The sequence below is a fragment of the Limimaricola cinnabarinus LL-001 genome, assembly GCF_000466965.1.
In the GTDB taxonomy this organism is placed as follows: domain Bacteria; phylum Pseudomonadota; class Alphaproteobacteria; order Rhodobacterales; family Rhodobacteraceae; genus Limimaricola; species Limimaricola cinnabarinus.
Window position 1 is genome coordinate 1 of sequence record NZ_BATB01000013.1, and the last position, 21,713, is coordinate 21,713.

General features: G+C 65.2%; 19 protein-coding genes. 11 read left to right on the forward strand and 8 right to left on the reverse strand.

All coding sequences use genetic code 11. The annotated features are described in order from the left end of the window. Positions 1–282: DUF6538 domain-containing protein (locus MBELCI_RS21510; protein ID WP_369385387.1), on the reverse strand; the 282-nt coding region annotated here is incomplete at its 3' end. Positions 283–1,256: 974 nt separating this feature from the next. On the opposite strand from MBELCI_RS21510, the gene MBELCI_RS06775 reads away from it, so the two are divergent. From MBELCI_RS06775 to MBELCI_RS06790, 4 genes are all read left to right on the forward strand, one after another. Then, positions 1,257–2,147 carry an alpha/beta fold hydrolase gene (locus tag MBELCI_RS06775; RefSeq protein ID WP_021693421.1) on the forward strand — a complete coding sequence of 297 codons (891 nt, stop codon included), beginning with the start codon at positions 1,257–1,259 and terminating at the stop codon, positions 2,145–2,147. Between the two features lie 36 nt (positions 2,148–2,183). After that, entirely contained in the window at positions 2,184–3,362 is a 1,179-nt protein-coding gene (locus tag MBELCI_RS06780; protein ID WP_021693422.1) for a substrate-binding domain-containing protein, read from the forward strand. A gap of 71 nt (positions 3,363–3,433) precedes the next feature. Next, complete coding sequence (locus MBELCI_RS06785; protein WP_021693423.1) at positions 3,434–4,918, forward strand: sugar ABC transporter ATP-binding protein; 1,485 nt, start codon at positions 3,434–3,436, stop codon at positions 4,916–4,918. Next, a complete protein-coding gene (locus MBELCI_RS06790; RefSeq protein WP_081698495.1) occupies positions 4,902–5,885 on the forward strand; it encodes an ABC transporter permease in 984 nt (327 codons plus the stop codon). Before MBELCI_RS06785 ends, MBELCI_RS06790 begins: the two co-directional genes overlap by 17 nt. A 167-nt stretch (positions 5,886–6,052) precedes the next feature. Here MBELCI_RS06790 and MBELCI_RS06795 read toward each other — a convergent pair whose 3' ends face one another. From MBELCI_RS06795 to MBELCI_RS06815, 5 genes are read right to left on the reverse strand one after another with little or no spacing between them, the layout of a single operon-like run. Continuing rightward, positions 6,053–7,021, reverse strand: a complete 969-nt coding sequence (locus tag MBELCI_RS06795; protein WP_021693425.1) for a sugar-binding transcriptional regulator — start codon at positions 7,019–7,021, stop codon at positions 6,053–6,055. A gap of 1 nt (position 7,022) precedes the next feature. Next, on the reverse strand, positions 7,023–8,429 hold the full coding sequence (locus MBELCI_RS06800) for an acetoin dehydrogenase dihydrolipoyllysine-residue acetyltransferase subunit (protein WP_021693426.1): 1,407 nt from the start codon (positions 8,427–8,429) through the stop codon (positions 7,023–7,025). A gap of 1 nt (position 8,430) precedes the next feature. After that, positions 8,431–9,450: an alpha-ketoacid dehydrogenase subunit beta gene (locus MBELCI_RS06805; protein WP_021693427.1), complete on the reverse strand. Its 1,020-nt coding sequence runs from the start codon at positions 9,448–9,450 to the stop codon at positions 8,431–8,433. Then, on the reverse strand, positions 9,447–10,451 hold the full coding sequence (locus MBELCI_RS06810; RefSeq protein ID WP_021693428.1) for a thiamine pyrophosphate-dependent dehydrogenase E1 component subunit alpha: 1,005 nt from the start codon (positions 10,449–10,451) through the stop codon (positions 9,447–9,449). Before MBELCI_RS06810 ends, MBELCI_RS06805 begins: the two co-directional genes overlap by 4 nt. 8 nt (positions 10,452–10,459) lie before the next feature. Next, the gene (locus MBELCI_RS06815; protein ID WP_021693429.1) at positions 10,460–11,782 is read right to left on the reverse strand and encodes an NAD(P)H-dependent oxidoreductase; all 1,323 of its coding nucleotides are present in this window, start codon (positions 11,780–11,782) and stop codon (positions 10,460–10,462) included. A gap of 299 nt (positions 11,783–12,081) precedes the next feature. Between MBELCI_RS06815 and MBELCI_RS06820 the strand changes: the two genes are divergently transcribed. The 7 genes from MBELCI_RS06820 to MBELCI_RS06850 are packed head-to-tail and all read left to right on the forward strand — an operon-like array spanning position 12,082 to position 18,839. After that, a complete protein-coding gene (locus MBELCI_RS06820) occupies positions 12,082–13,641 on the forward strand; it encodes an ABC transporter substrate-binding protein (protein ID WP_021693430.1) in 1,560 nt (519 codons plus the stop codon). A 4-nt stretch (positions 13,642–13,645) separates the two neighbouring features. Further along, positions 13,646–14,593, forward strand: coding sequence for a carbohydrate ABC transporter permease (locus MBELCI_RS06825; RefSeq protein WP_021693431.1), 948 nt, complete (start codon positions 13,646–13,648; stop codon positions 14,591–14,593). Then, positions 14,593–15,435 carry a carbohydrate ABC transporter permease gene (locus MBELCI_RS06830; RefSeq protein ID WP_021693432.1) on the forward strand — a complete coding sequence of 281 codons (843 nt, stop codon included), beginning with the start codon at positions 14,593–14,595 and terminating at the stop codon, positions 15,433–15,435. Before MBELCI_RS06825 ends, MBELCI_RS06830 begins: the two co-directional genes overlap by 1 nt. A 4-nt stretch (positions 15,436–15,439) precedes the next feature. After that, positions 15,440–16,513, forward strand: coding sequence for an ABC transporter ATP-binding protein (locus MBELCI_RS06835; RefSeq protein ID WP_021693433.1), 1,074 nt, complete (start codon positions 15,440–15,442; stop codon positions 16,511–16,513). Further along, positions 16,510–17,487 carry a carbohydrate kinase family protein gene (locus MBELCI_RS06840; RefSeq protein WP_021693434.1) on the forward strand — a complete coding sequence of 326 codons (978 nt, stop codon included), beginning with the start codon at positions 16,510–16,512 and terminating at the stop codon, positions 17,485–17,487. The genes MBELCI_RS06835 and MBELCI_RS06840 overlap by 4 nt, the downstream gene beginning before the upstream one ends. A gap of 52 nt (positions 17,488–17,539) precedes the next feature. Beyond that, entirely contained in the window at positions 17,540–18,232 is a 693-nt protein-coding gene (locus MBELCI_RS06845; RefSeq protein WP_021693435.1) for a hypothetical protein, read from the forward strand. Next, positions 18,225–18,839, forward strand: a complete 615-nt coding sequence (locus tag MBELCI_RS06850; protein WP_021693436.1) for a hypothetical protein — start codon at positions 18,225–18,227, stop codon at positions 18,837–18,839. The genes MBELCI_RS06845 and MBELCI_RS06850 overlap by 8 nt, the downstream gene beginning before the upstream one ends. Here the strand turns inward: MBELCI_RS06850 and MBELCI_RS06855 are convergent. Together MBELCI_RS06855 and MBELCI_RS06860 are read right to left on the reverse strand one after the other, a co-directional pair. After that, positions 18,823–20,448, reverse strand: a complete 1,626-nt coding sequence (locus tag MBELCI_RS06855) for a glycerol-3-phosphate dehydrogenase/oxidase (protein WP_045319804.1) — start codon at positions 20,446–20,448, stop codon at positions 18,823–18,825. The genes MBELCI_RS06850 and MBELCI_RS06855 overlap by 17 nt on opposite strands. Then, positions 20,441–21,478 carry a zinc-dependent dehydrogenase gene (locus tag MBELCI_RS06860; RefSeq protein ID WP_021693438.1) on the reverse strand — a complete coding sequence of 346 codons (1,038 nt, stop codon included), beginning with the start codon at positions 21,476–21,478 and terminating at the stop codon, positions 20,441–20,443. The genes MBELCI_RS06855 and MBELCI_RS06860 overlap by 8 nt, the downstream gene beginning before the upstream one ends. Positions 21,479–21,713 lie beyond the last annotated feature (235 nt).

A 21,713-nucleotide genomic window follows, 5' to 3' on the forward strand; every position in this document is an offset into this window, starting at 1 on the left:
GATATGTGCAACAGCGCCAATCTGAGCCTGCGCGTCGCGCAAGCTATGCTCCAGCAAATGCCGGGCCTCTTCGGGGGAAAGGTTTTCGTGTTCCATGGCCCAAAATACAGCTTCGCTCTGCGCTGTCACAATAGCGGCGAGACGCCTAGCGGCCGGTAATCCACAGGTTTGTAAGCTCAACTGCATCACAACAGGCGCTCCACGCCTGACCAGCGTGCGAGGCAGCCGGCGGCGCCACGTATAGACGGCGCCTCTTCGGAAGACATGGTTCATTGCGGTCATGCCGCCCTCCATCGAGAGCAGGCGGTCCGAGATCCCCGTCATCCAGTGCTGCACCATGGTGTGACAGCTCTGTGTGACACGCCCCAGTCATGTTCAGGGGCATCAACAATATCAATGACTTGGGAAAAACCTGGCTGGGGTGGTAGGAGCCCCAGCGAAATTCCGGCGATTTCCAAGTCACTGTATGCTTTGTAGAAATTCGAACTTGCACTGCTTGTGTGACGTCCCAATAGGCTAGCCGCGTATCGCCGAACGTCAAGCAAGCGTCGCCTGCAACTCGAAGTTTCCTATGAACTCGAAGCTGCTACGCTCGGATGCGTCGACAGGAGCCGCGACGCCCGGCCTTGGAGCCTTTGTGGCTCGATTCGAACTGGGCCGAAGGGTTGCATGCCGCTTCGACCGAGTACGGGATGAGACCGGGGTGAGATAAATCTATCCCGGCAGGCAGTTCGTTTCAGGGGGGTTGCCCCCTGTTCAAGGCTCATCCGCTCATGAGCGCTGAATGCTAGCAGGTCGTTTGTGTAGCGGAATCTAGGCCTCATCCCAGTCGTCACCTTGGCTTTCCCGCGGGGCACCAAGCGCGACATGGCAGTCTAGCCTTTAGTCGATCCCTTCAAATGATAGCCGTCCGATGCGGACTGACTGCTGATGTCCCAATGAGGCACTGCTTCGAGTCAAACTATTGTTCATTAGTGCCAATTAAAGTTCATAACCAGCAGCTAACGCTGGCGAACCTCCTATGCACACACGGATCGATAGACCGTTCGCTGTATGAATGCAATGAACTACTGTATTTTGTTAGTTACACATGTTATGCCTGATGTAGGGAGGATTCGTTTGTGCTTAGAGGGCCCGACGGCCCTAGCGATCGGATCTGATGCGAGGCAGAAATCGGGAGGGGCTGGCATGGCCGAAATTTACGATCACACGGGCGCGCCGTTCGGCATGGCCGGGCACGGGTGAACGGCATCCGTATGCACTATGTGACCGCGGGGCAGGGTGAGCCACTGCTGCTACTGCACGGCACGCCCAAGACCAGCCATTACTGGTACAAGCTGTTTCCCCTTCTGACCGAGCACTTCACTGTCGTGGCACCCGACCTGCGCGGTTTTGGCTATACCGACCGCCCACCCGCTGCCGAAGGTTACGACTCGCTCACCAACGCGACCGACGCGGCCGAGCTGATGGCCCAACTGGGACATGACACCTACCACGTCCATGGCGAGGACCGCGGTGCCGAGTTCGCCTATGTGCTGGCCGCGAGTTTCCGAAACCGGGTCCGGACGTTGTCGTTTTGCGAAATGCTGCTCTCCGGGCAGGGGCTCGAGGAGTGGTCCAACTTTACGCCGGAGAACATCTCGGCCCAGTTCCGTCAGAAGGGCGTCTGGGTGTGGCATATCCCGTTCTTCTGGATCCCCCACATCCCCGAGATGCTAATCCAGGGCCGCGAGCGCGAATTCTGGGAGTTCTGGATCAAGGCTGAAACCTACAATCCGAACGCGATAACCGACGAGGCTATCGACGAGTGGATCGCCCGCATCCAAGCGCCAGGAGGGCTGCGCGGCGTGCTCGAGACCTATCGCGCCGGCCTTAAGAACGGCGATATCAACGCCAGGCTCAAGCAGGAGAAGCTCACGCTGCCGATCATGACCGTCGGCGCGCCCGAGTTCTTCGGCCCGTTGGTCGAGGATCAGATGAACAAGATGTCGACCGGCGTCGAGCGTGCCGAGGTGTTCGAGGAATGCGGCCATAGCCTCGCGCTCGAGGCCGAGGACCGGCTCGCCGCCATGCTCAGGGATTTCATGCTCGGCCGGTCCGGCATCACCCAAACGGCCAGCGGCCAGACCGCCAGCGCCGCCGAATAATCCGTCACCCCGCGTAAGCCATTGAGGAGAAAGCTTATGTCCCACGTCCGTCGCATCGCGACCCTGTCGGTCAGCATCCTGACCGCCACCGCCATCCCGCTGTTTGCGCAGGAGGGCGCGAACATCGGTGATGTCGATCACCCGCTCTGGTACCAGCCGCCGAGCGAAAAGACGCTCGAACTGGCCAAGATCGACGATCTGTCCAACACCGTGGTCAGCGGCGGCCCGCGCGGCGAGGAGGGCGTGCTCGCCTCGACGCTCGGGATCACCGAAGAGCAGGCGCAGAAGATCCGCGACGGCAAGTTCACCGCCGCGATCTCGATGGGCTGGCTCGGTGACGACTGGGCCACCCAGCAGCTGATCGGCCTCAACGAGACATTCGACAAGCTCGGCATCGAGGTGGTGGCGGAGACCAACGCTAACTGGGACGACGCCAAGCAGCTTGCCGATCTTGATGCGATCGCGGTGCTCAAGCCCGACCTCGTGGTATCGATCCCGCTCAACACCCAAACCACCGCGAACGCATTCCAGTCGCTGGCTGCGGCCGGCTCGGAGATTGTCTTCATCGACCAGGCCGCCGACGGCATGGACGCGCCCGAGGACTACGCCGGCGTAGTCTCCTCGGACAACCTCGCACTCGGCATGTACCTTGCCGATCTTCTAGCCGAGGCAACCGATGGCAAGGGTGAGGTCGGCGCGATGTATTTCGCCAACGACTTCTACGTCACCAATCTACGCTACATCGGTTTCGTGGCGCGGCTGATGGCCAAGTATCCCGACATGAAGCTGATCGCCGCCGCCGGTCACGACGACCCCAACAAGGGTCAGCAGGTGGCGCAAGCGATGATCGCGCGCTACCCCGCGATGCAGGGGCTCTACGCCTCTTGGTCGATCCCGGCCATGGGCGCGGTCGCCGCGGCGGAAAGCTTCGGGCGCACGCCGCAGGATCTGCCGATCGTCAACGAGAACTTCGACCAGATCGTCGCCGCCGACATGGCCAATGGCGGCTTCATCGCCGGCATCTCCTCGCAGCGCCCCTACGATCAAGGCGTGGCCGAGGCGACGATCGGCGCGCTGGCGCTGATCGGAGAGGACACGCCCGACTACGTCGTGGTGCCGCCGCTCAAGGTCAGCAGCGACAACCTGCCCGAAGCTTATGAGACGATCTATCGCCAGCCGCTGCCAGAGCAGATGGCGGCAAGTCTCGGACAGTAAATCCAAGGGCCGAGCGAGCGTCGTGCGCGGCGCCCGCCCGATCCCTACATGTCCGATCCGGAGGGAACCCCATGGCAAATCTGCTCGAATTGCGTGACGTCGACAAATCCTTCGCCACGATCCCGGTGCTGCGGCACGCGAGCTTCGCGCTGCGCCCCGGCGAAGTCCACGCTCTGATGGGCGGCAACGGCGCCGGGAAATCTACTCTGATGAAGATCCTCACGGGGGTCTATACCAAGGATGGCGGCAGCCTCGTCTTCGATGGCGAGGCGGTCGAACTGGCAGGGCCGCGCGACGCTGAACGTCTCGGCATCGCGATGATCTTCCAGGAGTTCAGCCTGATCCCCACGCTGAGTGTCGCCCAGAATATCTTTCTGCATCACGAACCCCGCACGGGCGGCTTTCTCAACGACGCCGAGGCCGAGCGGCGCGCCGCGAAGATCCTGCGCGATCTTGGTGAGGACATTGACCCGCGCGCCATCGTCGAGACCTTGTCCGTCGGCGCCTGCCAGATGGTCGAGATCGCCAAGGCGCTGTCGAAGAACGCTCGCGTGCTGATCATGGACGAGCCTACCTCGTCGCTGTCGGAGTCTGAGGCCCGGACGTTGTTCGGCCTCGTGCGTAAGCTCAAGTCAGAGGGCATTTCCATCGTCTACATCTCCCACCGCATGGCCGAGATCTTCGAGATCTGCGATCGCATCACCGTGATGCGCGACGGCCATGACGCTCTGACGCGGCCGACCGGCGAGGTAACGATGCAGCAGCTGATCGAGGCGATGCTCGGCGAGGGGGTCGAGGCGGCGATGCAGTACCACGCGCGGCGCCTTCCAGAAGATGCACCAACGGTACTGGAGGTCGAGGCGCTGACGCTCGAGGAGAAGGTCAGCGACGCGAGCTTCGAGATCCGCGCTGGCGAGATCGTCGGGCTAGCGGGGCTGACCGCCTCGGGCCGCACCGAGATCGCCGAAGCGATTTTCGGCCTCAGGCGAATCCGCAGCGGCGAAGTGCGGATCGACGGCAAGCCGGTCCGCGGCACTGATCAGGCGATCGCCGCCGGGGTGGCGTTGGTGCCCGAGAACCGGCGCACTCAAGGCCTCGTGCTCGAACATTCGATGCACGATAACTTGATCCTGCCCAATCTGGGACGCTTCACTCGCGGCATGTTCGTACGCGATGGCGCCGGGCGGCGCGCCGCGAACGACGCCATCGCGCGGCTCAAGATTCGCACCGACGGGCCGGACAAGATCGTCGGGCTGCTCTCGGGCGGCAACCAGCAGAAGATCGTGCTGGCCAAATGGCTCGAACGCCGGCCGCGGCTGCTGATCCTCGACGAACCCACGATCGGCGTCGACATCGGCGCCAAGTCTGACCTCGTCGAGATCATCCGCGAGATCGCGGATGCTGGCACGGCGGTCATGGTGATCTCGTCGGAGTTCGAGGAACTGCTGGCAATGAGCGATCGAGTTCTTGTCCTGCATGACGGACGGCTGATCAAGGAATTGAAACGCGAGGACATCGCGACGGAGGAGGTGCTGCACCATGCAATCCAAGGCTAGAGCCGCCGGCGGCTTGCCGGTCCGGGCCCCGAAGCTGACCGGCTTCGACTGGCGCGGCTACATCGTCTACCTGTTCTTCACCGCCGTGCTGATATTCTTCGCCGCGACAATAGGCGACAAGGGCTTCCTCTCGGTCCCCAACCTGTTCAACATCGCGCGCAACACTGCGATGATCGCGGTGATCGCGGTGGCGATGACCTTCGTGATTTCAGCCGGCGAGCTCGATCTCTCGGTCGGCTCCACCGCCGCGCTCTCGGCGCTGGTCGCCGCCCTCGTGATGCAGGCCGGCTTCGGCATGGTGGCAGGCGTTGCCGCGGCACTCGGCGCAGGGTTGCTGGTGGGCTTAGTGAACGGACTGTTCGTGACCGGGCTCGCGATCCCGTCGTTCCTGGTAACGCTGGGAATGATGCAGTTCGTGCGCGGTCTCGATATGCGGCTGACCTACACCAACCCGGTGCCGGTCGCCGACAATACCTTCAACGGCATCTTCGGCAAAGGCTACCTGTTCGGCGTGCCGTCGCTGCTGATCTGGTCAGTAGTTGCGGTGGCGCTGGGCCACGTGGTGCTGCGCTACACGCCGTTTGGTCGGCAGGTGCTGGCCACCGGCGGCAATCGGGTTGCAGCGGCCTATTCGGGTATCCGCGTCAACCGCACCAAGCTCTACTGCTTCCTGCTGTCCGGCGCGGCGGCGGCGCTGGCGGGGCTGCTGTTCACCGGCATGATGTCGACCGCGCGCTACAACTACGGCACCGGCATCGAGCTTGCCGCGATCGCCGCGGTGATCCTAGGCGGCACCAGCCTGTTCGGCGGGCGCGGCACGATCATCGGCACCTTTGTCGGCGCGCTGCTGATCGGAACGATCAACAATGGGCTGATCATCATGGGCCTCGACGTATCCGAGCAGAACATGGTGGCAGGCGCGATCATCATCCTAGCCGTGGCCTTCGGAAAGCGCCCGGCGCGTTGACACGGTCCATTCTGCCGCACGACGAAGGGCCCGGAGTGATCCGGGCCCTTTTCTCATGCGACGGGTGTGAGGGTGGACGCACCCCTAACTTTCATTGCGCTGATGGTGGACTTTCGACGGCGTCGGACCCAGTCGAGGTGCCGCTGCAACGCCGGGCGAGGCTGGCCTCAATCGCAGAGCGCGCGGCCGGTTTCCTCGTCCGTGATCAGCACGCTGGGCGCGGTCGCTGCGATCGCGGCGCGCATCACCTCATGCTTGTCTGGCCCGCCGGAGACCAGGAGCCGCCCCCGGGCCGAGCGCAGGCGCTTGAGATCGGCGGAGATGGCGCGCTGGTTGATCGGGTGATCCACCAGCCGGCCCTCGGCATCGATGAAGTTGTAAAGGATATCACCCACGGCACCCGCAGTGATCAAGCTCTCGCGCTCGGCTTCCGACAGGTGGCCGGTGCGGTAGGAGGTCGTGAGCTGCGAGATCCCACCGGTCGAGAAGATCGCCAAGTCGAGCTTGTCGGCCATCTCGAAGATCGAGGCGAGGCCGCACCGCTCGAGCAGCGCGTGCTTGGTTTCGGGGCTGTCGACGAGGGCTGGGGCGGAGATCAGGTAGCCTTCGCCCTGGAACATTTCGGTGAACTGCCACGCGAATTCGGCCGGGTTGAACCGCCGCGCCGCGGCGATGCCGCCCAGGAGCGAGATGACTTTGAGTTCTTCGAAGGAGCCGCCGGTGATGAAGGGCAGGCTGCTGTGCAGGGTTCGGCCCCAGCCGACGCCCACGGTCATGCCGTTCTTTATCACGCTTGAGATATAGGCCCCGGCCGCGGCGGCGATGGCCGGGGTCGGGTCGGCGTCGGGGGCACTGACAGGGGCGAGAATGACCTCGCCGATCCCATAGCGCTCGCGCAGCTTGAATTCGGTGCTCGCCAGCTCGGTGAGCGGCGAGCGGATAGTGATGCGGACCTCGTTTCGGCGTCGGGCATCGGCCAGCAGCCGCACCACGGTCACGCGCGTCACGTCGAGGATCTTGGCGATATCGGACTGCTTGAGGCCTTCTGCGTAGTAAAGCCAGACCGCCCGCGAACGCAGGCGGTCGGTCTCGCTGGTCCGCGCCGACGCGGCGCGTGCCGGTTCGAGTTGGTTCATATCACCCCCGGGAAGAGGCCTCGGCAATCACGAAGAGTTCGCCCAGTGCCTTGGCGCAAGCCTGTGGCCGCTCAATATGCGGAATGTGCCCGACCTTGTCCAGCAGCGTCAGGCTCGCGTGATCGGGCGCCCGCAGCGCGTGCCGCCAAGGCAGGATGCTGTCCTGCTTGCCCCAAATGACCCGCAGCGGCACCTCGACACGGCCAAGGGCCGCCGAGAGGTCGAAGCCTTGTGTGCCGTCCGGGAACAGGCGGTCGGCCAGGTCGCGCTGGGCTGCGCGCATTTCCTCGTCCATGCGCGACAGCATCGCGGCCTGCGCGAAGTCCCAGCTGATCGCCTCAGGGTCCGCCGCCAACCGCTTGAGCCACGGTGCAAGGCTCTCGGCGCGCGACGCGCGGGCGATCCCCAAAAGCGTTTCGCCATCGATCTCGGGTCCGAGCCCCGCAGGCGCGATCAGCCCGAGGCTGCGCATGGCGCGGGGGCGGATGTCGGCGATGGACATGGCAACGGCACCACCCAGCGAATGACCGACAAGATGCGCGCCATCGAGGTTCAAATCGTCGAAGGCCTGCACCGCGAGGCGTGCGAATGCAGCGAAGCTCTCGATGCGCTTGAGCGGCGAGCGGCCGTGGCAGGCGAGGTCGATGCGAATGATTTCACGGGCGTTGCCCAGCGCCTTTTCCATCGGCGCCCAGCCGGTGGCGTCGGCGGCAAAGCCGTGGACCAGCACCACGGGCGCGCCGCTGCCCTGGCCTTTGCGGCGGGTGACGGCGAGCGCGCCGGGGCGCTCGGTCCAGCTGACGGGCGCGGCCGGAGCCTCCGGCGCGGGCTGGCGGGACGGTGTCTCGACAGCGGGTGCGGGACGCTCGCGTGCCTCGATCTCACGGGCCACGTCGTCGGACTGGATACGCCCCTGCGGGCCGCTGCCTACGAGGCGGGCGAGATCGAGCCCTGCCGTGCGTGCGGCGGCACGGGCGGCGGGGGTGGCGCGGGGCCGGGGTTCATCGGTCTCGACGCTGCCGCTTGGTTGTTCGGGCCGGGTGTCCGCGGGCCTTGGCTCCGCGGCTTCGGCCACTTTCGTGCATGTGGCGCCTGGAGCGGCGGCCGGGGGGGCGGCGACATCGGTCGCCTGCGCCGCTTCACCCGGTGCCGCTTCGGGAATGGTCTCGTTTTCGGCATAGATCCAGGCCACCGCGCTGCCCACGGGCACCTTGGTTCCCTCCGGCGCGATCACATGCGCGAGAATGCCGCTGGCGGGGGCCTCGATCTCCATCGCGGCCTTGTCGGTCTCGATGTCGAACAGCGCGTCGCCCTTGGAGACGGAGCTCCCGGCGGCGACGTGCCAGACGGAGACCAGCCCCGACTCCATGTCCATGTCGACCTTGGGCAGGATGACCTCGGTTGCCATGTCAGACCTCCTTGCGGACCAGCCGACGCGCGGCGGTTTCGATGTCGGGCGTCTGCGGCACCGCCGCCTTTTCGAGATCGGGGTTGTAGGGGATCGGCGCCTCGGCACCCCCGAGCCGCAGAATCGGCGCGTCGAGATAGTCGAAGGCATCGCTTTCGGCGATCATCGCCGATATCTCGGCGCCAACGCCCAAGGTGCGCACGCCCTCGTAGACACAGATCAGGCGGCCGGTCTTGCGGACGCTGGCAATGATGGTCTCTCGGTCGATGGGACGCACCGAGCGCAGGTCGATTACCTCAACGTCGATCCCTTCGGCGGCGAGCGTCTCAGCCGCTGCGAGGGCCCGGTGTACCATGATGGCCGAGGCCACGATGGTCAGGTCACGGCCGGTGCGCCGCACCGCTGCCTTGCCGATGGGGGTGGTGTACCAGCCCTCCGGGACATGGCCCTTCATCTTGTAAAGCAGCTTGTGCTCGAAGATCACCACCGGGTCGGGATCCTCGAGTGCTGCGAGCAGCAGACCCTTAGCGTCCTCGGGCGTCGAGGGCTGCACCACCTTGAGACCCGGCACGTGACCAAACCAGGCCTCGAAGCTCTGGCTGTGCTGGGCCGCCGCTCCGGTTCCCGAGCCCGAGGGCATGCGGAACACCACGGGGACCGAAGCCTCGCCGCCGAGCATGTAGCGCATCTTCGCGGCCTGATTGACGATCTGCTCCATGGCCAGCGTGGCAAAGTCCGAAAACTGGAACTCGAAGATCGGTCGCAGCCCCGTGAGCGCTGCACCGACGGCTACGCCCGCGCCGCCAAGTTCGGAGATCGGCGTGTCGCGCACCCGGTCGGGGCCAAAGCGCTCCACGAGATCGCCGGTGACCTGGAAAGCGCCGCCATAGACGCCGATGTCCTCACCCATGAGGATCACCCGCTCGTCACGGGCAAGCGCCAGGCCCATCGCCTCGCGGATCGCCTCGGCGTAGCTCAGCTCGCGGCTTTGTACTTCGGGGTGACGGGTCGGGGCGTTCATGGCCGGGCCTCCGCATGGACGTATCTGGTGACTTCGGTGACGGAGGGCGCGGTGCCTCCTTTGGCAAAGGCGATGCCCTCCTCGACCTCCTGCCGCGCGGCGGCTTCGATGCCCTCGGCCGCGTCGACGTCGATAATGCCATGCGCCATGAGCTCGTCGCGGAAGCGCAGGATCGGGTCGCGCGCGATCCAAGCGTCGATCTCCTCCTTGGTTCGATAGCGATTGCGATCCGACTTGGAGTGGCCGCGCCAGCGGTAGGTCAGGTTCTCCACGAGGCTCGGCCCCTCACCGCGCCGCGCGCGATCTACTGCCTCCGAGACGGCCTCGGCCACCGCCGAGAAGTCGTTGCCGTCGACGGTGCGGCCCGGCATGCGGTAGGCCGCAGCGCGTTCGGAGATGTTCTTCACAGCCGTCGAGCGCTCGGTCGAGGTTGACATGCCGTATTTGTTGTTCTCGCACACGAAGACCACTGGCAGCTGCCAGACCGTCGCCATGTTGAGCGCTTCGTGGAAGGCGCCCTCATTGTTGGCCCCGTCGCCGAAGAAGCAGACCGTGACCGCGCCGGTGCCGAGCTGCTTGGCGGTGAGTGCGGCACCCACGGCGATCGGGATGCCGCCGCCGACGATACCATTGGCGCCGAGGTTGCCCTTGGTCACGTCCGCGATATGCATCGAGCCGCCGCGACCGTGGCAGTAGCCTTCCTCCTTGCCGAAGAATTCGGCGAACATGCGGCCGACCTCGGCTCCCTTGCCAATGCAGTGGCCATGGCCGCGATGGGTCGAGGTGATCTTGTCCTCGTCGGTGAGCGACAGGCACGACGCCACCGCCGAGGCTTCCTGTCCGATCGACAGGTGCATCGTGCCGTGGATCAGCCCGCGCATGTAGCTGTCCTCGGCGCCCTCCTCGAAGAAGCGGATGAGATACATCTTGCGCAGCGCCTTACGCAGCGTCTCCGCCTCGTAGTTGCGGATTGCGAAGGGGGTGTTGTCGTCCTTGGCCATGGCGGTCCTCACAGGGTGGCGAGCATGTCGTCCTGCCGGGCGCGCAGCGCTGCAATGCGGCTGCCCTCCGGCGGGGTGGCGTTGGCATAGGTGATGAGTTCGCCCTTGCGGATTGGCGCGGTGACGGTGCCCCCAGCGAGCAGGCCGCAGGGGATGGCGCGCTCTCGCGTCGCGTCCTGCACGGTCATGATCCAGGCGCGGTAGCTGTATTCGCCGATCTGGTCGAGCTTGTCGCCCGGCTTGTGGTCACGCTTGGCGACAGCGCAGACCTCGGCCACGGGGCGGGCCATCGGCACCATGTCTGCCTTGCCATAGAGCACGGCCCGCGCGCAGGTCAGCGGCACCTCGAGCGAGGTGAGGTGATAGGGGCGGAAGAAGGTGAAGTAGGGGCCCTCACCCATCTTCAGGTCTTCCATGCGCTCGCGCACGCGGGGGTGGTCCATCTCGGCCACCACGAAGACGCCCGGCGCCACGCCCTTGCCGATGGTGTAGTCGACGCGGCCCTCGCCCGAGGACAGCACGCCGCCGTCCTTGGCGGGGATCAGAACCTTCGACAGCTCTTCGCGGGTGGCGGCGGGGCCGTGCATGCCGGGCTTGTCGGGCGTCAGGCCGGTTGCATTGGCGATGGCGGCCATCTCCACCATGGTCTTGGAGCCGTCGACGAACTCCACCAGCATGCGCGGGTTCATGTGACGGCGATGCGCTTCCTCTTCATACTCGGCCGGGGTGGCGTCGATGTTGAGCGGGTTGTTCTTGCCCTTGCCGGCCGAGATGATGCGGTGGCCCATGGCCGAGACGAACTCGATCAGCTCCATGCAGGACGAGGGTTCGTCGCCGGCGCCGAGCGAGTAGACCACGCCGAGCTTTTCGGCCTGGGCGCGCAGGTAGGCGCCGATGGTGACGTCGGCCTCAACGTTCATCATCACGAGATGCTTGCCGCGCTCCATGGCCTCGAGGCCGATCTGCGCGCCGACGGCCGGGACGCCGGTGGCGTCGACGACCACATCGATCTGACCAGATTCCAGCAGCAGTTCGACCTTGTCGGTGGTGGCGACGCGGCCTTGTTCAATGGCGCGCTCGAGCTCGTCACCGGTCGAGACGACCTGTGAGTGGCCCACTTCGCGGTAGGCGATGTCGACCGCCTTGGCGGCGTTGGGAAGGTTCAGCTCGGCGATCGCGCCGATCTCGATGCCCGGCATATGCGCCACGCGGGTGACGATGTCGGTTCCCATTTCGCCTGCACCCACGAGGCCGATCCGGATCGGCCGACCGCTTTGCGCGCGCAGTTCGAGGTCTTTTGCAAGGCCGGTCAGGGCCACGTTCGTTGGCATAGCGCATACTCCTGAGTTCCCCCTAACCATCGTGAACTTCGGTGCGCTTGTCAATACAAGTGTTCCCCTGAAGTGACTTGTGTCGACCTGTGCGGGATGTTGCTGTGTGGGAAGTTGAGCTGATTGCTTTGTAAGTATGGGGACATCCCGTTCGGAAAGCGACTTGACCGAACGTCCGCAATGAACATAATTGAGATGCGGGTTACATCAGTTCTTTCTGCGCCAGCGACGAATGTCGCGACGCGTGGACCCGGTGGGGAGCCGGGCGGAGCGGTGTCCGCTGACATGGGAGGATCTTCATGACTCATCGGAAATACGACATCTCGCGTCGGCGGTTCCTGAGCGCGTCCGCGGCCGCGGGTCTCGCGGCGGGAACCGGCTTTCGGGCCACGCCGCTGTTCGCCCAGAGCGATCTGCCAGACCCGCAGTCGGTGCTCGACCGCATCTCGGTGCGCGAATACGTCCGCAAGGACTATCAGGACCTCTACAACATGAGCGGCGAGCCGCTATGGGACCCGGCGACCGACTGGATCCGCAACGTCGACTGGGAAAAAGTGCGCCAGGAGCAGGCCGGCAAGACTGTCCGCTTTGCCGTTGGCGCCGCCGACCAGGAATCGGCGGCCGAGGGCCTCGTGCCCTTCGAGCAGCTTTCGGGCATCAAGGTCGAACTGGTCCCGATTCCCGACGACAGCTTCTATGACAAGGCGATCGCCGAGTTCATCTCCGGCAGCGCCTCCTTCGACGCGCTGCAGTTCTTCTCGCCTTGGCTGGGCGACTTCGCGGCACCGGGCTTCCTTGCCAAGCTCGACGACTATGCCGAGAAGTGGAACCTGCCGCTCGGCGACTTCTACGACACCTACCGGCTGAACTACGGCTACTTTGGCGACAAGGGACTCTACGGTCTTCCCTTCGACTGCGACATCCAGATGGTGCATCTGCGCAAATCGTTGGTTGAGCAGGTGACCGGCGGGCCGATCGACGTGGCCAACACGGTGCCCACCTATGACGAGCTGATCCGCATCACCGACGAGCTGTCGAAGCTGGGTGGCAACGTGGCGCCCATCGGACTCTTGGGCGCGCGCGGCTTCTGGTCGACCTACAGCTGGGAGCACATCGCCGCGCAATGCGGCATGGAGCTGTTCGACGAGAACTTCGAACCGATCTTGAACTCCGAGGCGGGCCAAAAGGGGATGGATATCCTGCTTGCCCTGTCGAAGAACGCAATCGAGGGGGTTTCTGGCGCAGGCTGGGGCGAGAACCGCGCCGCCTGGCTCGGTGGTCAGGTCGCAACCAACATTTCCTGGCAGGACAGCGGCACCCAGGCGATGCGCCCCGATCAGAGCCAGATCGTCGGCGACTTCGTTACGATCTATGAGCCTCGCGTAGAGGGCGGTCGCTTCGCGCCGCCTAACATCGCGGGCTCGACCTCCTGCGTGGCCGCCACGTCGCAGAACCCCGAAGGCGCATTTTTGATGCTGGCCTTCCTGACCACCTCGTCGATCATGGCGATGAACGAGGCCAACGCCAACGGCGTGGCGCCGGGATACCGCTCGGTGCTCAACAACCCGCGCCTGCGCGAGGTCTCCCAACCCGCCGAAGTCTGGTCCAACAGCCTCGATCACGCGTGGTGCGCGCCGCGCATCCCCGGCATGTTCGAGATGGAGCAGGTCTTGGGCAACGAGATCAACAAGGCGATCGTGGGCCAGATCTCGGGGCAGGAGGCGCTCGAGAACGGCAACGCGGCCTGGCGCAAGATCATGGAGAAGAACGGCTTCTTCTCCAATCGACAGATCTTCGACTACGCGGCTGTGAAGGACGGAGTCTACATGGGCGCGGGCAAGCCGCTGCCCTTTGGCTGATCCGATGGCTGCCATCGATCAGACCGGGGGGGCGGCGCAGGCCGCCCCCGACCGGGCCCGCCCTCGCGAAAAGACGCTGCGTCGGCGCAGCCCGGCGCTGCGTCGCGCCTTTCCCTACCTGCTGGTCGCCCCGGCGGTGATCTACCTTCTCGGCATCACCCTCTATCCCGGCGCCTACGCGGTCTATCAATCCTTCTACCTCGTGCGCTTTACCGAGTGGATCCCGGTCGGCTTTGACAACTACGTCGAGCTCGCGGGCGACGCGGAGTTCTGGCAGGCGATGCTCAACACGCTGCTGATCGGCGGCATTGCCCTGACCGTCGAATGCGTGATCGCGATGGCGCTGGCTTTCTTTGCCTATCGCGACGCGCTGATCCGGGGTTGGCGCATCGCCTTCTTGATGCCAATGCTGTTCATGCCCTCGGCGGTGGCCTTCATCTGGAAGCTCGCCTTCAACGATGGTCGCGTTATCTCGGACCTGCTGCGCAAACTCGGGCTGATCGAGGGCAACCTCGACTTTCTCGGCAACATCTGGTTGGCGCGCACCACGCTCATCGTAGCCGACGTCTGGCAGTGGACGCCGTTTCTCTTCATCATCTTCGTGGCCGCGTTGCAAAGCCAAGACCAGGAGGTCGAGGAGGCCGCGCGTCTAGATGGGGCGAGCTGGCCTGCGATCTTCTGGAACATCTCTCTGCCGATGATCCGGCCCGTCATCGCCGTGGCGGTAGTGCTGCGCGGCATCGACATCATGACGATGTTCACCAACGTCTTCATCCTCACCAAGGGCACGCCCGGCGGCATGACCGAGACGATCAGCTACTTCATCTATCGTCAGGGCTTCCAGACCTTCAATTTCGGCTATGCTTCGGCAGCTGCCGTGGTGATGCTCGTCATCACCATCCTCGCGGCGCAGCTTGTCGTGAAGCGGGCCTTCAAATCGGGGAAAACGTGATGGCCAAGCGACGCAAATCCAAGGGCGACAACCTCGTTCTGCGGTATCTCGTGCTGGGCTCTTGGGCGCTGTTCTGCCTCGTGCCGATCGTGTGGTTCCTCTCCATCGGCTTCAGGCCGCGGACCGAGATCATCACGCCCACGCCGATCTACTGGCCGACCTTCTCGCTCGACGCCTGGCGGCTGCTGCTCGCCGATTGGCCGATCTTCGACTACCTGCGCAACTCGGTGCTGGCCGTGACCGGATCGGTCGTCATCGACCTCATCCTGGGCATTCCGGCGGCCTATTCGCTGACCCGCTACGAGTATCGCGGCCGCGATGACATCGGGTTCTACATCCTGTCGACGCGCATGATGGCCCCCGCCATCGTTGCGATCCCGATCTTCTTTCTGTTCCGCAATCTCGGGCTTCTGGACAGCGTGTTCGCGCTCATGCTGATCTATGCTGCGGTGAACCTGTCGATCGTCGTATGGATCATCCGCTCCTACATGCTCGACATCCCCAAGGAGCTCGAGGACGCGGCGCGCACCGACGGGGCGGGGGATCTGCGGATCCTGTGGGAGATCATCATCCCCGCCTGCCTGCCCGGCATCATCACCGCTTCGGTAATCGCCGCGATCTTCGCGATCAACGAGTTCCTGTTCACGCTGCTCATCGCTTCCACCAAGAACGCCTACACCATGTCGGTGGCGTTGGCGAACTTCACTGGTGGCTCGGACGGCGTCATCTACAACGCAATCGCTCTAGTCTCCTTTCTGGCCTTCCTGCCGATCCTGGTTCTGATCGTCCTGATCCAGAAGCACCTGTCGCGGGGCCTGACCATGGGCGCGGTAAAGGGATAATCCAATGGCACGCATCGAACTGAAAGACGTGGTGAAGCGCTATGGCGGCTTCACCGGGGTCCGCCGCATGGATCTCGACATCGCGGACGAGGAGTTCCTCGTACTGCTCGGCCCCTCGGGCTGCGGCAAGACCACGACCATGCGGATGATCGCCGGGCTCGAAGTCCCGAGCGAGGGCGAAGTGGTGATCGGCGGCGAGGTCGTCAACGAGGTGGACGCGCGCGACCGGGACGTCGCCATGGTGTTTCAAGGCTACGCGCTCTACCCCAACATGTCGATCTACGAGAACATCCGTTTTCCGCTCAGGATGCGCGGCATCCCGAAGGCCGACCAGGACCGGTTGATCCGCCGTGCGGCCGAGATGGTCGAGTTGGGCGATTTTCTCGATCGCAAGCCCGGCGCGCTCTCCGGCGGCCAGCGCCAGCGGGCCGCACTCGCCCGCGCGGTGGTGCGCCAGCCGCAGGTCTTCTTGATGGACGAGCCACTGTCGAACCTCGACGCCAAGCTGCGCAGCTCGATGCGGGTGCAGATCAAGCACCTGCAGCGGCAGCTGAAGATCACTACGGTCTATGTCACCCACGACCAGATCGAGGCCATGACGCTCGCCGATCGCATCGTGATCATGGAGAAGGGCGCGATCCGGCAGATCGGCACCCCCGACGAGATCTATTCGGACCCCGCCGACACCTTCGTCGCGGGCTTCATCGGCGCGCCGCCGATGAACCTCGTCGAGGGGCTGGCCGAGAACGGACGCTTCGCCGCGCCGGGGCTGGTCGTCGCCTGTCCGGGGGGTGTCTCAGGGCGGGTCACGCTGGGCGTGCGCCCAGAGGATTGCCACGTGGTGGGCGAGGGGCTCGCCGCGTTGGAGGGCAGGGTCTACGGGGTCGAGCCGACCGGCGAGACGACCTATCTGACGCTGCGCACCGGCGAGACGCTGTTCGAGGTCAAGGCGGCGCGCGACGCGCGCTTTAACTTGGGCGATCTGGTCAGGATCGGCTTCGATCCCGACCGCCTGTGCTACTTTGACACCGAAACCGGCGCGCGGCTGCGCGTTCAGCCCTACAGGAGCGTCGCATGAGCGCCTTTGACTACACCTCCATGGGCTTTATCACCTTCGACGCGCTGTGCCGACCGGTCGACGCGCTGCCTCCGAAGGGGGGCACCTATTTCGTCGAAGAGTTCGCTCTCGCCGTCTCCGGTGCGGCCGGAAGCCCGGCCATCGTCGCGGCCAAGAACGGTCTCAGGGTGCAGGCCGTCGGCGGTGTTGGCGAGGACGACATGGGCGACTGGGTGATGATGAAGCTCACGGGCTATGGGGTCGATGTCGCGCAGATGCAGCGCTGTCCCGGCGTCGCCACCTCGTCTTCGATCGTCACCACGCGGCCCGATGGGGCGCGGCCCGCGCTGCACAAGCGGGGCGCGACGGGGGCCTTTTATGTCGAGGACAAGGACATGGACGTGGTGCTCGACACGAAGATCCTGCATGTCGGCGGGGTCGGGCTGATGGACCGGATGGATCAGGGCCGCACCGCCGAAATTCTGCAGGAGGCGCGGGCGCGCGGCGTCATCACCACGCTCGACGTTTTTGCCTCAAACGCGGACGACATGCCGGCGCTGCGCCGCCTGCTGCCGCATGCCGACTACTTCATGCCCTCCGAGGAGGAGGCGATGGCGGTCACCGGCCTCTCTGATCTGGGAGACGTCACAGATGCGCTGCTGGGCGAGGGGGCCGGCGCGGTGGTGCTGACGCTGGGGCCGGATGGGGCGCTCTACCGCGACGGCCAGGGACGGCGTCATTACGCGCCCGCCTTCCAGATCGACGTCAAATGCACCTGCGGCTGCGGCGACGCCTTCAACGCGGGCTTTGCGACAGGGCTGCACCTCGGGCTATCGGTTGAAGACTGCGTGACCTACGGCCAGGCCGCCTCGGCGCAAAACGCGACCGGGTTGGGTAGCCAGGCGGGCAACCGCGATCTCGTCGCCACGCGTCACTTCATCGAGACAACGCCGCGGCGCCCTGCCTCGGCGCTTTTCGCGGCCTTGGCGAATTGATACCATGGGCTCAGTCTGGCGTCGGGCCGGACCGGCCACCAAGGAGGGGATCATGATGCCACCGGCGGGCCGAAGATCGGGACGCGAGCTTCCGGGCACGGTCGTGTTGCGCGAGGCGCTGCGCAGCATCCGCCACGTCGCGCGCGAGGGGCGCGATGCCGTGGTCGAGGCCGCAAGCCACGGCGGCGCACCGGTCGCGCGGGTCGCGAATTTCGCGATCACCGGGGCCGACCGGATGGCCGAGATGGCCGAAGAGGTTGTCGGCCTGCTGATCGGCGCGGGCGCCGCACCGCCGGATCTCTCGCTCGCAGACATGCCCGCTGACGAAGTGAACGCGGCCTGTTTTGCCGCGGCGGCCTATTCGGCGCTGGGCCATGTGCTGCGGGGTCTGGGCGCGCGGCACGCGTTGGTGTCCGAAATGCGTCTGCGCGCCGCGTTCCTGCGGGGTGGCGGCACCGGTGCCACGACGCGCTCGGCCCGGCTTTTCGTCGCGATGAGCGAGGCCGAGGTCATCGCGGATGTTCGCATGGAGCCGGCGGCGGATCTATCGGCGCATGAGGCGGAGCGTCTCGCGCTGTTTGCGATGCTGCTATGGATGCTGAGCGACAGGGACATCGGTGACGCAAGCGACGCGCTGGATGCCGCTTCGATGATCGCTATCGCCCTGCGAAGCGAGTTGGCCTGCGCCGAAGGTGACGAGGTGACCCTTGCCGCATTGCTCAAGGAGTTTCGACATCATGTCTGACCTGACGATCAAGGACCTCGGCATGCCCGCGACATCGGAGCCGGTCCGGGTGGCGGCCCGGCGGCTGCGCTGGTTTCGGGCTGCCTTTCGCGCCGCAGTGCAACGTGTCTCGGTAGAAACAGGACTGCGCTTCGAGGTCGACGACGCCAAGCTTGCTTCGGGGTTCGTACATTGGCTGCGCGTCGTCGAACGCGGTCATCCGCACGACCGCGCCGCACGCCCGGCCTACTTCAGCCATGCCGCGGGTATGATGCTGCGCCTGCTTTTGAAGGAGGCGCCGCTGACTGTGGTCGGCGGCCCCCCGGACGTCGATCCGCAACGGCCCGAGTACTTCTGGCCCGAGGGGTATTGCTGCACGGTCTTCTGCCTCAACGTCTATGCGCTCGCGGTGCGGCAGGAGTTCGGTCGGGATGCAGCACTCGGGGTCGACTTCGATGATCTGGGCATCTGGTGGTCGTTCAAGGAGAACGCGCACCACAACTCCGCCTACGCCATCGCCTTCTTCAAGCTTTTTGCCGGGGTCGACCCGAGCTGGGAGTTCCCCGACAGCTTTCAGTGGCCCAAGGGTGCGCTGGAAGGGCCGATCCCGGTCAGGCCGCTCGGCTGACAGGCAAGCGGTCGAGTGCTTCGCGGGTGGTGTCCGCGTTCCAGCCGAGCGTTTCGGCCACAATCCGTGCCGCTTCTTGCGCAACCTCGGGCGTCAGCCGTCCGGACAAGGCGATCGAGGTCCGCCGCAGCAGCAGGTCGGACAGGCCGCCCACCCGTTCGGTGCGCAGCAGATGCATCAGCTCTTCGCGGCTGTAGTCGGGCAAGGCGAGAAGCGGCGTGTCGCTGCGTGACAGCGCCGGCAGCATCGTATCGACACGGGTGCCGTACCGCGAAAGCAGCGTGTCGATCCGGCCTGCGGGCAAACCGCTGCTGTGCGAGCGCTCCGCGATCCACACCGCGCGTGCATCGGCACCCATGGGGAAATCCCGGCCGCCGCCGATTGGCATGGTCTCAGTGGCGCGCTGCCGTGCGCGCCCTAGCCGCGTGAGGACCTCCGTCGCCGCCGTTTCCGAGAACTTGCGAAATGTCGTCCACTTGCCGCCGATGAGGCACAGTACCTGCGGCCCCTCCGGCAGGGTCAACTCGGCGATGGAATGATCGCGGGTCACGAGGCCGATCTCGCCATCGGCGCGGGGCAGGGGGCGCACGCCGCTGAAGCGGTAGAGGATCTGGTCTTCGCCCACGGGGATTTCCGGAAAGATCTCGGCTATGACCGCGCACAGATAGGCGGCTTCATCTTCGTCGCACTGCGCGGCGTCGGGGTCGTCGATCTTGATGTCAGTGGAGCCGATCAGCACCCGGTCCATGAAGGGGTACAGCAGGTTCACCCTCCCGTCGCGCGTGCCGAAATAGACCATGTGGCCGTTCAGCGCGGCGAAAAGTGCCGGGTTCTCGACCACGATATGCGCGCCTTTAGAGCCCCCCATCAGATCCGTCTCGAGCCCGAGGTCGGCATTGATGCGGTCGATCCAAGCGCCGCCGGCGTTGATGATCACCCGAGGGCGCACGCGATGCGTCGCCCCTTCATGCGCATAGGTGACTACGCCCGACTGCGCGCCGACCACGCACGCATGGTTCAAAGCGCGAGAGGCGGGATGCATCGTCTCGCCGTCGAGCAACAGTTCCAATCCGAGCCGTTCGGCATAGCTGAGCTGTCCTTCGTAGTAGAGCCCCGCGCCGATCACGCCCGCGTCCAGCCCGGCGACCCGCGCGTCGAGGGCCCGGCGCGACAGCATCTTGTGGCCCGGCAGCGCGCTCACGCGGCGACCGTAAAGGTCATAGAGCGTGAGACCTGCACGGGTGATGAGTGAGCCGCGGTCCGTCAGGCTGGCCTTGCCACCCAGAAATCTGCGGATCGAGGGCAGGATGCCGCCGAACCGGCTGCGCAGCGGCAGGATCGAGGGGAGGGGGGTCACGTAATGCGCGGCGTTGCACAGCAGACGATCCCGCTCCTCGGCGCTTTCGCGCACCAATCGGAACTCGCCGGTTTCGAGGTATTTCAGCCCCCCGTGCATAAGGCGCGATGAGCCCGCCGACGCGCCCGAGCAGAAGTCATCCCGCTCGATCAGCAAGCAATCGACCCCTTGGGCGCAGAGATCACGAAAGGTACCGCAGCCATTGATGCCGCCGCCGAGGATCAGCACGTCTATCGTGGCCGGTTCAGTCATTGAGGATCGCCACCTTGATGGCCGTGCCGCTCTCCGCGGTCTCGAAGGCGGCAAGCGCGTCGTCGAGCGGGAAGCTGTGGGTTAAGAGCGGTTGCACGTTGAGGCGGCCCGAGGCGATCAGGTCGAACGCGCGGTCATAATCGGCGCGCGACAGGCCGAAGGCGCCGGTCACGGTGATTTCATTGTAGTGGATTGCATTGACGTCCATCTCGGCGGTCTCGCCCTTCGAGAAGCCCGCAAAGAGGCTGACCCGGCCGCCATGGGCCGCGATGTCCGTGGCCTGTCGGGCCAACGCTGGCAGGCCGATGGCACAGATCACTACGTCGGCCCCGCGCCCTCCGGTCTCGGCCCGCAACCTGTCCACGAGATCGGGCAGGCGGGCGTCCAAGGCGAGGTCAGCGCCCAGCGCCTGCGCGGCGGCGCGACGGTGCTCGTTGGGATCGGTGGCAATTATCCGGGTTGCGCCGCGCAGCCGCGCCAGTGCCACGTGCAGCAGGCCGATCGGCCCGGCCCCGAGAATGACGACGGTATCGCCGAGGCCCAGCCCGACCTTGTTCTGTCCATTGAGCACACAGGCGAGCGGCTCCACGAGTGCTGCCTCGGCGAAGCTCATGGCCTCGGGGAGATGACGCAGGTTGCCCGCCCGCACCGCGCGTGCGGGAATGCGGATCTGCTCCGCAAAGGCGCCGTCGATCTCGTAGCCGATATTGGCACCATCGGCACAAAGGTTCTCCTGGCCGCGCTTGCAGCGGTCGCAGTGGCCGCAGGCGATGGCGGGGCAGAGCGCCACTCGGTCTCCGAGGTCGAGGCCTGCGTGGTCGCCTGTCTCGACGACCTCGCCCGCGAATTCATGGCCGAGCACGGAGGGGTAGCGAACCCCGGCGGTCTTGCGGCCGCGAAGGATACGGATGTCGGTGCCGCAGATCGTGGCGGCACGGACGCGAATCACGACATCGCCCGCCTCGAGTTGAGGGGCGGCGGCCTCTTGGAGCCTTAAGGCGTTCGGAGCGGTGAGAATTGCGGCCTTCACGATCTTATCCTCTTTCGCACATTTGTATCATAAACTAATAACATGTAGAGGGTCGGCCGAGAAGTGGGAATAACGCGTTGTGGCCGCATAGGCTAAAAGGCCTCAGATGTAGCTGAGAGGGAGCGTCAGTTTCGGCTGACCTTTGGTATACTCTAGTAACAAATGTATTGACTGTAGATTATTTGTTGAGGCATGTTGAGGCTTATCAGATCCCGGACAGATCCAGGAGCGCACC